Consider the following 13200-nt stretch of genomic DNA (forward strand, 5'->3'; position numbering starts at 1 on the left):
CGATGAATCTGAACCTGACGGACGAGGAACGCGCGTTTCGCGACGAGATGCGGGTGTTCTTCACGACGCAGATACCTCACGAGATTCGCACGCGATACGCGAGCGGCGAAGCATTGGGCCGGGACGCGATGATCGAGTCGCAGCGGACCCTCAACGCGCACGGTTTGGCCGTTCCGCATTGGCCGGTCGAGTGGGGCGGCAAGGATTGGACGCCGATCCAGCATCACATCTGGCTCGACGAATTGCAGTTGGCGTCCGTGCCGGAACCTCTCGCCTTCAACGCGAACATGGTCGGTCCTGTGATCGCGGCCTTCGGTTCGCAGGAGCAGAAGGAGAAGTTTCTGCCTCCCACGGCGAACCTCGACATCTGGTGGTGCCAGGGATTTTCCGAGCCGGAGGCGGGCTCGGACCTGGCGTCGCTGAAGACTCGTGCGGTACGTGACGGCGATTCCTACGTCATCAACGGGCAGAAGACGTGGACGACACTCGGGCAGTATGCGGACTGGATTTTCTGCCTCGTCCGTACCGACCCCGATGCGCCCAAGAAACAGGCCGGTATCTCGTTCGTTCTGGTGGACATGTCGACACCGGGCGTCACGGTGCGTCCGATCAAGCTGATCGACGGGGGATACGAGGTCAACGAGATCTTCTTCGAGGACGTCCGGATTCCGGCAGAGAACCTCGTCGGCGAGGAGAACCAGGGGTGGAGCTACGCAAAGTTCCTGCTCGGCAACGAGCGCACCGGTGTGACCCGTCTCGGATTCACCAAGGTGCGCCTTGCCCAAGCACGGGAACGTGCCGCGCAGATCGACGTCGACGGTGGGACACTGCTGGAAGACCCGCTGTTTGCGGCTCGTCTGGCGGAACTGGAGAACGAGATTCTCGCACTCGAGCTCACACAATTGCGGGTGGTCGCGAGTTCAGCGGACGGCAAACCGAACCCGGCGTCGTCTCTTCTCAAACTGCGCGGTTCCGAACTGCAACAGGACACTCTGGAGTTGCTCGCAGACATCGCGGGCCAGGACTCGTTACCGTTCTCGGCGGGTGCCGATTGTGCCTCGCCCGTGTGGGCTCAGCGCACCGCGCCCACCTATCTGAACTACCGGAAGGTCTCCATCTACAGCGGGTCGAGCGAGGTGCAGCGCACCATCATCGCCTCCTCGATTCTCGGATTGTGAGGGTCGGGTATGGACTTCGAACTCGACGACGAACAGAAGTTGCTGCGCGACACCACCCGCGACGTGCTGGCGCGGGCCTACTTCCCGGAGAGGCGCAACGAGGTGATCGCCACTGATCGTGGCTGGGACCCGAAGGTGTGGCGCCAATTGGCGGAACTCGGGCTGCTGGGGCTTCCTTTCGCAGAGGAGGACGGCGGCATGGGTGCCGGCGCCGTCGAGATCGACGCCGTGATGACGGAGATGGGACGCAGGCTCGCACCCGAACCGATTCTGGACGCTGTCCTCGTCCCCGGCGGCCTCGTCGCCGACGCCGGGAGCGCCGATCAGCGGGCGAACATTCTGCCGGCCTTGGCTTCCGGTGAGAAGCTCATGGCATTCGCGCACAGCGAGCCCGGCGTGCGGTGGCCGTCTACGAAGATCTCCACGGTTGCAACAGGCTCTACGGTTGCCGGCGCCAGGGAATCGGGATGGACGCTCACGGGCGTGAAGAACCCGGTACTGCACGGTGGTGACGCAGCCACGTTCGTCGTCAGCGCGGTTCTGCCGGACGGCGGCGTGGGATTGTTCCTCGTGGAGGCAGAGGCAGATGGAGTCACGGTGCACTCGTATGCGACGCACGACGGCCTGCGGGGTGCGCAGGTTGCCCTGCAGGATGCGCCGGCCGAGCAGCTCGGCGACGGCGGTGACGCGAGCGGTCATATCGAGGTGTGCGAAATCCGTACTCACGCCGCCCTGTGTGCCGAAGCAGTCGGTGTCATGGAAGAAGCGCTACGGCTCACCACCGCGTACCTGAAGACGCGCAAACAGTTCGGTGTTCCGATTGCCAAATTCCAGACGTTGACCCACCGCGCCGCGGATATGTACGTGCTGCACGAGCTCGCGCGAAGTATGAGCCTGTATGCGACGTTGTCGCTTGCTGCGGGGAAGAAGGACCGCGTTGTGGCCTCCCGTGCGCGTCTGCAGATCAGCCGCTCGGCCCGAAAGATCGGTCAGGAGGCCATTCAGATGCATGGTGGGATCGGGATGACCGCCGAGTATCCGGTGGGGCACTACGTGAGCCGATTGACCGCGATCGAGCACACCCTGGGAGGCGGTGACGATCATTTGAGGGTGCTCTCGTCAGTGGTTGCGGAACCCGCCCAGCTGCTCTGAACTGCGATTTCAGGGAAGGACCTGTCCGTAAAGGTCTCGAATTGGTATCGGACTGGGCAATTCGGACGTGTCGTGCACGGGACTGGTGTTGCGCGTGATTAACGTCGCATGCGCAACACAACCCAGAACGAATGGGGGAACGTTCGCACACCGTACGAAGGAGTACCGCTATGCGGTTCGCCATTGTCAAAGCAGTCGTCTGGACTCTGTTCGCCATCGGATCGATCGGTGCCGGTATCGGTATAGCCGAGCTGCACGTCGAATGGATTGTCGCTTCACTGATCGTCGCGTCCGTTTCCGGGCTCGTCCTTCTCCGCATACGTGCCGACGCGCACCCCGAGGTGCGGGTGGGTATCGATCTCGAGCAGACCTCTCACCGGGTCAGCGCAGGCTGACGGTGCCACCCACGGCAGACCGTGGGATCTCGAGCTCCCGCAATGATGCTCGTCGGCGCTCGATGGTGGCCGCTGCGGAGGTGAATGCGTTCCGCCATTCCGGGTCGGCAGCGCTCTGCGCAGCGTCGGTCAGCAATCCGGCCGCCGACAGCGGGAAATGCGTCTCGGCCGACCGGAGCATCGTGTGATGGTTCTGCGGGGAGTACGCGCCAAGTGGACGGCCGGACCGGGCCTGTCGCGCCGCAACCTGCTCGAGCTGTGCAACCACTCGACGGGCAACACGCAGTGGCCACGGGTGGCCCAGCCCCTCCAGGAGGGCGAGGCCGTCGACGCCCAGCAGGTAGCGATCAGCAGCGCCGGTACTCACATAGGCGTCGAGCGCCTTGCGTGGGACCAGCGAAGTGATGCGGCGATTCAACTGCCTGCCCTCACGCGCGAGGAACGCTTCCGCCCAACCGTTGTTGCGCTGTGCGACAGTTGCACCACGCCATGCCTCGATGATCACGGAGCGCCAGCGTTGCTCGATCGGCATCTCGAGTGCAGCGGCTGCCGAGCCGGTCATCTCTTCCCACACGGTCAACGGTGTGGCAGCAACGACCATTCGAAGCCACCACCCGCGTATTCCGTCGTTCTTGAAATGTACGTTCTCGATACCGTCGCGGCGCGCCGAACTGTCCAGTGATCCTGGGATGCGGATGACCAACCGTCTTCGCAACGGCTTGGTCTCGACGCGAATCCAGGTGCGGGCACGGTCGGCCATGCGTCTGGCGTACCGGGAATCCGGGAGGCGGCGCAGCAACTGAACCGCGCGCTCGCGTACACCCTTGTTGGGATCGTCGAGTGCGTGCTCGAGAAGATTCTCGTCGGCCGGTCCCGTGCCGAAGTTCAATGCAGTGAGGAAGTCGGCGCGGTGCTCTCCGGTCTCCGAATCCCACACACGTTCGAGCTGCCCGAGTGCGGCCACCGGATCGAGCGTCCGTGCGATCCTGAGCCACTCCAGTCGCTCGCGATGGGTGCCGTGACGCCACGCGTCGTTGCCCGCGTCCAGTTCTGCGCACAGGATGGCCCACTCGGGGTTGTGTACGGCCAGCTGTTGCCCATGCGCCCCGGCGAGGGTGAGCAGATTCGCGCGATGTGTTCGGTCGGTCATCGCTGCGTCCAGAAGTTGAGGTACGACCTCGTCGGGTGCGTGGTAGGACGCGGACGTCGCGGCGGTCAGCCATTCCTCCAACATCCACGACTTCGATTCGAGGAGATGTAGTAGATCGTCGACAGCGGAGCGGGAGAGAACCCGCCCACCGTCGTCGAACCGGACTGTCGTCACATCCACGACATTAGGGCAGGCGGTTCACAAGGAGTAGAAGGGCTCCGCGTATCGGAATCTGCCCTTCATATCGGGCCTCCACCTGGCGAGTCGGCGCACCTGAAAATGCGAGGCCCAGGAGGGTTCGTCAGGTTCGATACCTACCGAGTGGGCCGCCACGAAACCGAACCGTGGGTAGTAGTCCAGGTGGCCGAGCAATGCCACCAGCGGTGCATTCATCGCGTCGGCGCCGCCGAGTGCGGCGTGCATCAACGCCGCCCCCACGCCGGAACCTTGCTGTGTCGGGAGCACGCCGATCGGTCCGAGGGCCAGAACCGGCAGCCCGTCGAGGTGTGCGCGTGTGAGGCAGACGTGACCGACCACTGCTGTGCCGGGTTCCGTGGTGTCCGGTTGTCTGGTGTCCGATGGTGCCGAGTTGAGTTCTGCGACGAGTGACAGTTCCGGAATCCATGACGGGTCGCTCCGCAGGGTGTCGACCAGTGCCACTTCGGCAGGCTCGTCTCCAGCGAAGGCGTGGCGATGGACGTGGGCGATCGCCACGGTGTCTGTGCTGATTTCCCGTCGAATGATCACCGGACGAAATGTTTCATGTGCGACGTCCCGGCGCAAGGAAATTGCGGGCTGGGGAGTTCAGAGCTGCTGGGCGGTAGCTGGTTGCCGTTCGTCAGAGGCGAATTCGGGGTGTGTGTCGGGGGTGAAGAACCCGAAGGAACTAGTGGATTACCGGTTAGAGTGGCGGTGCATATCCATTTGCGCGACATTCGCTGGTTACCCGAGGGAATGGAGACACCTTTCGTGCGTGAATACACCAGCCCGAAAACCTTCACCGTGGCAGACAGAGAAAATGCAGTACTCACGGTCTTCGCACAGGCGGAGAGCAATCCGGACCGGGTGATGTACTCGCGTCCGGAGAACAGCGGATGGGTCGACGTCGATGCGCAGGATTTTGCTGCGTTGGTGCTGGGCGTCGCCAAAGGGTTCATCGCGAACGGGGTGGAGTCGGGGGATCGCATTGCACTGCTCTCTGCCACGAGATTCGAATGGTCGCTCCTCGACTACGCAATCTGGGCGGCCGGCGGCGCCTCGGTCCCCATCTACGATTCTTCGTCTCCCGATCAGATTCGGTGGATCATCGAGGATTCGGGCGCGGTGGCGGCCGTAGTCGAAACGGCCGAGCATGCGAAGAGCTTCGAAGGGGACGGCACCCCGTACACGTTGAAACGCACGCTCGTCATCGACCAGGATGCAGTCGGCACATTGATCAAGGAGGGGTTGGCGATCGACGACTCCGAGGTGTTCAAGCGGGTGGTGGCGCTCACGGCGGCAGATCTCGCGTCCCTCGTCTACACATCGGGTACCACCGGCCGTCCCAAGGGATGTGTGCTGACGCATCGCAACTTTCTGTCCGAGATACGTGCGCTGCTCGCCGCACCGATCGGTGATGTCGCGCGGCCCGGAAATCGGGCGCTGACCTTCCTGCCGCTCGCGCACGTGCTGGCGCGATCGGTGTCGCTTGCCATGTTCGAGGGCGGCGCCACCCAGGCGCACTGGTCCGATTTCGGCAGCGTCACCGGTCAGTTCGAACGGTTCGCACCGAACACGATTCTCGGTGTTCCACGGGTGTTCGAGAAGGTGCGGGACGGGGCGGCGGCGAAAGCAGCCAAGGGAGGAAAACTGCAGAAGACGATCTTCGACTTCGCCGAATCCACCGCCGTCGCCTACAGCGAGGCACAGGACAATGGTGGCCCCTCGGCCGTGCTGAAAGCGAAGCGCGTGGTCGCGGACAAACTGGTCTATGCGAAGCTTCGCGCCGCGCTCGGTGACGACTGCTGGTGGGCGATATCCGGTGGCGGCGCGCTCACGCCGAGACTCGGTCACTTCTTTCGTGGGATGGGCGTTCCTGTGTACGAAGGGTACGGGCTCACCGAATCGACTGCGGCGCACTGCGTCAACGTGCCGGGGGAGCAGAAGATCGGAACGGTCGGGAAGCCACTCGGCGGCCAAGGCGTGCGGGTGAGCGATGACGGTGAACTCGAACTGCGTGGTGATGTCGTCTTCGACGGTTACTGGAGAAACGAGAAGGCAACCGCAGAATCGTTGAACGACGGATGGTTTCGCACCGGTGACCTCGGCAGGATCGACGACGAGGGGTACGTCACGATCACCGGCCGGACGAAGGATCTGCTCGTCACCGCGGGCGGTAAGAACGTCTCACCAGGCCCACTCGAAGACCGTCTCCGTGCGCATCCTCTCGTATCGCAAGCGGTGGTGGTCGGTGACGGCCGCCCGTTCATCGGCGTGCTGCTCACCCTCGACGAGGCGGAGTTCGGCAAGTGGAAGTCTGCACACGGAAAGTCCGCCGATGCCACACCTGCCGATCTGCAAGACGACGAGCAACTGCGCGTCGAGGTCCGAAAGGCCGTCGACGACGCGAACACGACGGTGTCTCACACGGAGTCCGTCAAGAAGTTCGTGCTGCTCGGCCGTGACCTGAGCGAGGAGGGCGGCGAACTGACCGCGACCCTCAAGGTCAAACGTAACGTCGTCACCGAACGGTTCGCCGACGAGATCGACGGGATGTACCGGAAGGGCTGACGGTGCGATCGGTTCGCGCCTGGGTCGGTTCGCGCCTGGGTCGGTTCGCGCCTGGGTCAGTTCGCGATGGCCGCACGGAGGTAGGCCAGGTCCTCCGCCATGCCGTCGGCCGGCGTTTCGAGGATCACCGGAGCCCGTGCCGTTCGTGCCACCTCTGCGAGCACTTCGGGGTCGATGGTGCCGTCCGACAGGTTGGCGTGCCGGTCGCGTGCGGACGCGAACCCGTCGCGTGAATTGTTGAGGTGAACGAGGTCGATGCAGCCGGTGATGGCCTTGATGCGTTCCACGGCTCCGACGAGATCCTCGCCCGCCGCCCACGCGTGGCAGGTGTCGAGGCAGAAGCCGGCTCCGTAGTCGCCGACCGCGTCCCACAGCCGCGCGATGTCGTCGAAGTACCGGGTCATCGCGGCGTTGCCGCCCGCGGTGTTCTCGATCAGGATGGGGACCGGGAACCCGCCCTTGTCCTCCTGGCGGGTGAACAGCTTGCGCCAGTTGGTCACACCATCGGCGACGTCCTCACCCGCGCGAACGTGCCCACCGTGAACGACGAGTCCGATGGCGCCGATGTCGGCGGCTGCCTGCGCCTGCTGTGCCACGGCGTTGCGGGAGGGTATCCGCAGCCGGTTGTTCAGGCTGGCGACGTTGATGACGTACGACGAGTGGACCACCACGTCGATCGGGCTGGCCAGGATCTGCTCCGTCCGCGGGTGCGGCGCCGGTTTGTTCCACTTCTGCGGATCGGTGACGAACAGTTGGACGATGTCTACGCCCAGTTCCTCACCGTGACCGATCGGGTCGTCGTCCTGGCGTACGTGTGCCCCTATGCGCATGTAGTCAGGGTAGGTCCGCTGAGAGCAGGTGGTCACAGGTCGCGGCGAATGTTCGAACTTTCTGGAACAGTGGAGTGCGGAGAATTTCTAGGAGGCCCGATGTCGGACACCCCGCGAGACCCGTCCGATTTCGAGGCGGTGGAAGAACGCCGCGCTCGCGTGTCCGCCCAGGTGCGGTCCTGGTGTGAGAACGCTCGCATCGACGGCCACCACGATCAGCTGTCCGACGAAGCGGCGGTGCTCATCGCGAGCGGCCACCTGGACGAGGCGACGCGAGATGTTCTCGCGAACCGTCGCCGGGCGGGGAGGCAGATCCCGTCGATCGGCGGGTTCGCGGCGTTGCGCGCATTGACGGACGAGTACTACGACGTTGCGCGCAGGGCCGACTCGATGAAACCTGGACCGGCTCAACTGGTGTTCAAGTACCGAGCAGGTGACGTGGGCAAAAAGCTGAAAAGCATGCGTACGACCGTGGTCAACTCGACAACGCACTACGCCACCGGCGTCCGGCAGATCCGCCGCGACCGCCGCGAGGGGCTGCACCTCGACCCTGCCCAGCGGGACGCGTTGTTCGCGGCCTTGCAACAGACGCCGGCACCGAGCACCGGGAACTGGTTGTCCGATGCTGGAAAGGTCGCGCGGAACACCACCGTCGACAGGCTTTCGGAGTTGTCCGGGACCGGCACTGTTGCGGGCCTCGGACGCAGGGTGGCGGATGTCATCGGCCGCGCGGCCGATCCCGAGCACGACGAGTTCGCCGACCCCTACGACGCTCTGCTGTTCCTGGCAGGGATGCTCTACGACCGCATCAACGGTTCTGCGACCTGGCATTCGGAGCATTTCGCGATTCAGCGTCACCAACTCGATCTCGGTGTGGAGTTGACGCAGATTGCCGTCGACGCCATCGCGTTGCGCGGGATCACGGGTGAACTGGCACAGGCTTTGCGGGGCACCTACGGCGACGTGGCGCGTGAGCAGATCCGGTCGCGGCAGCAGGCGCTGGGTCCGGTGTGGGGGCAGTTGGTCGAGCGGGTCGCGGCATTGGCTCGTATCGGCGATCTCGTGGTTCAGGCGGAGGTGGCACTGCGGTCGGTGCTGGCGGTGCGCCACACGATGAGCCTGGACAGCCGGATAGACGAGTTGATCGCCAGGTCCGGGAATCGGGAACTCTCGGCCGAGAACACGCACTTCGTCGGCGACCAATTCGCCGGTGTCGACGAGCTGATGGGCACGTATCAGAGCGCGTTGTACGGCGATATTGCTGCCCTGACCGCATGGTCCGATGCGGGCGGCGCGGGACGATAGGACTCGGACCGCGAATACTTCGGTGTCCTAAGGATCTGACCTGCCCCCTTGATCCCGGCGAATGTCACACACGTTCAGCTCAGGCATACGGGTGTGACATTCGCCGGGGAGGGGTGGGGTGAGATCGGGGATAGCCTGGGGTCATGGCGTCTCCACAGTTCCTGAACTCGCCCAAGACCTTCGTCGTCGACGCCCTCCGAGGTGCCCTCGCCTCCACGGACGACCTCCGATGGCATAGCGAACCCGGTTACCTGACGCGACGAGAATCGTTACCCCGTGGCCAGGTGGCGCTGCTGTCCGGCGGTGGCTCGGGGCATGAACCTTTGCATGCCGGATTCATCGGGCAAGGAATGCTGACGGGGGCGTGCCCGGGGCTGATCTTCACCTCACCCAACGCGTTGCAAGTGCGTGCGGCCACCGAAGCGGTCGACTCCGGCGCCGGCGTGGTCCACATCGTCAAGAACTACACCGGAGATGTCCTCAACTTCACCATCGCCGAGAAGTTGGTGGCCGAGAACGGTATTGCGGTCGAACAGGTTCTCGTGGACGACGACGTGGCCTCCGAAAGCGACGACGGCCCGGGGCGACGCGGAACGGCCGCGACGGTGGCCGTCGAGAAGATCTGCGGAGCGTCCGCAGAGCGTGGCGACAGCCTCGAGACCGTCGCCGAATTCGGTCGCCGCACGGCCCACGATGCACGAAGCATGGCCGTAGCGCTGCGGGCGTGCACACTGCCCGGCGCGGACTCTCCGTCGTTCGACCTTCCCGAAGGTGAGATCGAACTGGGAATCGGCATTCACGGTGAGCGTGGAACCGAGCGAGTCCCGGGCATGGCCGCGTCGGAGTTGGTGCGGCGGTTGATCGATCCGATCCTGGCGTCGCTCGGGCTCGGCGGCGGCGAGCGGGTGGTCCTGATCGTGAACGGTTTGGGCGCAGCGCACCCGCTGTCGCTGAATCTCCTGTTCGCCGAAGCCGCAACGTATCTCGTCGAGAAGGGTGTGACGGTCGCGCGGTCACTCGTCGGGAGTTTCGTGACCGCACTGGACATGGACGGGGCGTCGATCACCCTTGTGCGAGCAGACGACGACCTGCTCGAGTTGTGGGATGCACCTACGGCCGCACCGGGCTGGCCCAATGCGCCGGGCCGCAGCTTTCACGGTGTGCCGGACGGAATCGAGTTCCGGGCGCCGATCGCGGACGCGGAGAGCACCGATCCGATTCCTGACTCCGACGACGTGTTGGGCCGTCCGGCCGTCGGTCGCTGGATCGCAGATTTCGCCGAGAAGGTGCTGACGGAAGAGCCATATCTCACGGATCTGGACCGGAAGGCGGGCGACGGAGATTTCGGCACCAACATGGTGGCTGCACTCGAGCACGTGGACGTCGCCAGAATTCGTGACGGATTTGCCTTGCCGACCGTCTTCGAGTCCGTGTCGGACGCATACCTGGGCCATGCGGGCGGCACGTCCGGCGCCCTGTTCGGTATCTGGTTTCGGCAGTTCTATCGCGTTGCCGTCGACAACCCGGACGGACTCGACCGTGCTGCGCTGACAGCGGCCGCACGCGGCGGCATGGCGGCGATCATGGAGTTGGGCGGCGCGCGACGTGGCGACAAGACGATGATCGACGCGATCGCCCCTGCGGTCACCGCGCTCGAGAGTGCCACCGACACCAGTGTCGACGACGCGTTGCATCAGGCGGCCGCGGCGGCCGCGGACGGCGCCGAGTCGACCCGGGAGATCACGGCGAAGCGTGGACGTGCCAGCTATGTGGGGGAGGCATCGCGCGGCGTCGTCGATCCCGGCGCGTTGGTGCTGTCGTGGTTCTTCGAATTCCTGCGGTCAGCGCATGGAGCCGGCGGCGGACCGCATAGAGTCGGGTGATGGCTACAGTCTGGACAGTCCCACGCGACATTCTTTCCCGCTGGCTCGATTCTGCCGAGGTTCAGACATTCCTGTCGTCGAACGACCAGGCAGACGCCTCGGCTGATCCGAACGTGCGCATGGCACAGTTCGCCACGGTCACCGAGTCGTTGCAGCGGCATGTGGGTCAGACCTACACCTCGGTACAGTCGGCGTCCGCAGCACTCTTCGATGGCATAGACCGCGGTCTCGGTGTACCGGTCGGTTTGAAGCTTGCCGCACTGCGTCTCGTGGTCACCGCGGTGCACCAGACACGTCCTTCGCCGCAACCGCTCCCGAAGACTGTGACCGGTGAACTGGGCCGGTACGTTTTCGCGCTGCTCGATCCGCGCAGTCGTGCGGTCTTCTACGTCGGGTCGGGTACCGGAAACCGGGTGTTCGGCCATGTGTGGGCAGCGTTGGAAGAGAACGAGAAGCGCCAGGTTCTGACGGACCCCGAGACCGATTCCGCCGAGGTTCGTGACGCAGTGATCACCCGCATCCGTGACATCTACGACTCGGGTCACGAGGTCGAGCACTACGTCCTCGCACACGGAATCGAGCCCGCGGCAGACGACTCCGTGTCGGCGACGGATCGCCTGAATGCACTGGTTGCCGGGTTCGGGCTGGTCGAGTCTGGTGGCGATCGGCCGATGCTGACCAATCTCGTCGGTGCCGACGGCAAGAAGGCCGCGCGCATAGAGGATCTGGCGTTGCTGTATTCGGCGGAGCGGGTGCCGGCCCTTCCGGTTCCCTGCGTGTTGTTGGAGGTGAAACAGACGGCGGGTCGTGATACCACCACGGAGGAGATCTACGCCGCCTCTCGTCAGCCCTGGCCGGCGGGCACCGCAGTTCGCAACACCTCGGATCTTCCGTTGATCGTCTTTGCCGACGATATCGTTCGCGCGGTGTACCGGGCGGAGTCCTGGGAGATCGCTTCTCGGTCAGCCGACGTGGCGCAGTGGCGGTTCACCGGTGAGGTCGATGCGGACTTGGAAGCGCAGTTCGTGCACAAGCGAGTCACTCCCGATCGGGTCGGGCTGAAGCGTTGGCCCGCCCATGGGTGGGTGCCGCATCTGACCAGTGCGCGCCCCGGACTGTGAGCTTTTGGTTTCGTTGCGCTGATTGTGGGTACAGCCGGACGGGCAGAGCAATCACACGTGGAGGCAGTCATGAAGGCGAGCGCACGGATGAGGGCCAGAACGCGGCTGGGGGCCGTCGGTGTGGTAGCGGCAGCGTTCGGCGTGCTGTTATCCGGCGCCGCCTCGGCGGATGTCCTCGACTCTTCGACAGGGCATGTCCGCGCGCCTGACGTCGTGCAGCCGATGCCACCAGGGTTTCCGCCGTACGGTCCCGCCGGTTGCGACGACTGGGCGGAACCGTACGAGCCGAACGTCCCGGAGTGGGGGATGGACCCGTACAACCAGTACGACCAGTGGTGCGACGGTCCGGAAGACGGTTACCCATACCCGGCGACGTACAGCGGCGACGAGGGTGGAGACGATTCGGGCAACGACGGCGACGATTCGGGCAACGAGCCCTGACCTTCAGTCGAGTTCCGGGGGCACCGGGAAACAGGGCACCGGTCGCGGGTGCTGCGGATCCAGTGCGTTGAGCACGTGGACCCCGGCGATCGGGTCGTCCACGATGTCTCCGTGTTCGATGAGGTCGGCCGGGCACTGTTCTTGCAGGACGATGTTGGTGGCGTTCGGCGCCTCGAGGATTCCGCTCGTGTACGGCACCACGACGGTGTCGTACTTGGTGACGATGTTGGTGTAGTGGACGCTGTCGGCGTACGGACCGACCGCACTCAGTTTTCTGAACCAGGGCGAGTCCGCAATGAGTTGCGGGCAGGAACCACAGCCGAGCCCTCGTATTGCTCGTTCGAGTTGCTTGCGCATGCCGAGTCGATCCGCTGCCTGCACGATCTGCTCGTACGGTGGGCGGTGGCTGCCCGCCCACATCGGGGCCAGCGAGACGTACTTGTCCACTGTGGTGTCTCCGCCGAGAAAACGGACGTAGTGGGCGGGCATGATGGCCCCTTGGGAGTGCCCGACGAGATCTACCCGGTCGGCGCCGGTTGCGGCCAGCACACGGTCCACGAATGCTGCCAGATCTTTCGCGCTGTCTTCCATCGGCCGAATTCCTCCCACAGCGTTCAACGGCCACGGCATCTTCGGGAAGTTCCCGAAGGTCGGTGCGAATACGCAGTACCCTTCGCTTTTCAGAACGGGGGAGAGGGTTTTCCAGTCGTTCTGCCGGTTTTGTGAGGTGCCGTGCAGTAATACGACGGGGTTGGGGTGCGCGGGGGTCGGCGCACAATTCCAATCGTTCGACCCTGCGGCGTGGCCGTTCGGCGTCCCTATGAGGCTCACTATCGGTGCCGGCAACGGAATTGCGGCGTGGGCCGGGCTTCCCAGGATCGACGCGACGGCCGCGATGATGCCGACCATTGCAACTCGGGTGCGGTGCGAACGAAGATTGATTGTGCCCATTGGTTACCCCTCAGCAATCTGCATC

The 13200-nt window shown here is 64.5% G+C and carries 12 protein-coding genes; 8 read left to right on the plus strand and 4 right to left on the minus strand.

The genetic code is table 11. The features are described 5' to 3' along the window. Window positions 1–2 precede the first annotated feature (2 nt). From ACZI8Q_RS06480 to ACZI8Q_RS06490, 3 genes are all read left to right on the plus strand, one after another. A complete protein-coding gene (locus tag ACZI8Q_RS06480; protein ID WP_463372688.1) occupies window positions 3–1178 on the plus strand; it encodes an acyl-CoA dehydrogenase family protein in 1176 nt (391 codons plus the stop codon). Between the two features lie 9 nt (window positions 1179–1187). Beyond that, window positions 1188–2330 (plus strand): acyl-CoA dehydrogenase family protein, encoded by a 1143-nt coding sequence (locus ACZI8Q_RS06485; RefSeq protein ID WP_463372689.1) that lies wholly within the window; start codon window positions 1188–1190, stop codon window positions 2328–2330. A gap of 170 nt (window positions 2331–2500) precedes the next feature. Next, window positions 2501–2725, plus strand: a complete 225-nt coding sequence (locus tag ACZI8Q_RS06490) for a hypothetical protein (protein ID WP_463372690.1) — start codon at window positions 2501–2503, stop codon at window positions 2723–2725. On the opposite strand, the gene ACZI8Q_RS06495 is transcribed toward ACZI8Q_RS06490, so the two are convergent. Together ACZI8Q_RS06495 and ACZI8Q_RS06500 are read right to left on the minus strand one after the other, a co-directional pair. Further along, the gene (locus tag ACZI8Q_RS06495) at window positions 2712–4049 is read right to left on the minus strand and encodes a DUF5691 domain-containing protein (RefSeq protein ID WP_463372691.1); all 1338 of its coding nucleotides are present in this window, start codon (window positions 4047–4049) and stop codon (window positions 2712–2714) included. The two genes, ACZI8Q_RS06490 and ACZI8Q_RS06495, sit on opposite strands and share 14 nt — an antisense overlap. Before the next feature lie 24 nt (window positions 4050–4073). Beyond that, complete coding sequence (locus ACZI8Q_RS06500; protein WP_463372692.1) at window positions 4074–4622, minus strand: GNAT family N-acetyltransferase; 549 nt, start codon at window positions 4620–4622, stop codon at window positions 4074–4076. 222 nt (window positions 4623–4844) lie between these two features. On the opposite strand from ACZI8Q_RS06500, the gene ACZI8Q_RS06505 reads away from it, so the two are divergent. Beyond that, window positions 4845–6644, plus strand: a complete 1800-nt coding sequence (locus ACZI8Q_RS06505) for an AMP-dependent synthetase/ligase (protein WP_463372693.1) — start codon at window positions 4845–4847, stop codon at window positions 6642–6644. A gap of 56 nt (window positions 6645–6700) precedes the next feature. On the opposite strand, the gene ACZI8Q_RS06510 is transcribed toward ACZI8Q_RS06505, so the two are convergent. Next, window positions 6701–7474, minus strand: a complete 774-nt coding sequence (locus tag ACZI8Q_RS06510) for a deoxyribonuclease IV (RefSeq protein ID WP_463372694.1) — start codon at window positions 7472–7474, stop codon at window positions 6701–6703. A 99-nt stretch (window positions 7475–7573) separates the two neighbouring features. Here ACZI8Q_RS06510 and ACZI8Q_RS06515 point away from each other — a divergent pair, with 99 nt between their 5' ends. The 4 genes from ACZI8Q_RS06515 to ACZI8Q_RS06530 all read left to right on the plus strand — a co-directional run bounded on the left by ACZI8Q_RS06515 (window position 7574) and on the right by ACZI8Q_RS06530 (window position 12224). Beyond that, window positions 7574–8779: a hypothetical protein gene (locus ACZI8Q_RS06515; RefSeq protein ID WP_463372695.1), complete on the plus strand. Its 1206-nt coding sequence runs from the start codon at window positions 7574–7576 to the stop codon at window positions 8777–8779. A gap of 143 nt (window positions 8780–8922) precedes the next feature. Then, window positions 8923–10662, plus strand: coding sequence for a dihydroxyacetone kinase subunit DhaL (gene dhaL, locus ACZI8Q_RS06520; protein ID WP_463372696.1), 1740 nt, complete (start codon window positions 8923–8925; stop codon window positions 10660–10662). Next, complete coding sequence (locus ACZI8Q_RS06525) at window positions 10662–11783, plus strand: GIY-YIG nuclease family protein (RefSeq protein WP_463372697.1); 1122 nt, start codon at window positions 10662–10664, stop codon at window positions 11781–11783. The genes dhaL and ACZI8Q_RS06525 overlap by 1 nt, the downstream gene beginning before the upstream one ends. An 87-nt stretch (window positions 11784–11870) precedes the next feature. Continuing rightward, a complete protein-coding gene (locus ACZI8Q_RS06530) occupies window positions 11871–12224 on the plus strand; it encodes a hypothetical protein (RefSeq protein ID WP_463372847.1) in 354 nt (117 codons plus the stop codon). Window positions 12225–12227: 3 nt separating this feature from the next. Here the strand turns inward: ACZI8Q_RS06530 and ACZI8Q_RS06535 are convergent, their stop codons facing one another. Beyond that, entirely contained in the window at window positions 12228–13175 is a 948-nt protein-coding gene (locus tag ACZI8Q_RS06535) for an esterase/lipase family protein (RefSeq protein ID WP_463372698.1), read from the minus strand. Window positions 13176–13200: the final 25 nt, after the last annotated feature.

The organism is Rhodococcus quanlei (assembly GCF_055231015.1).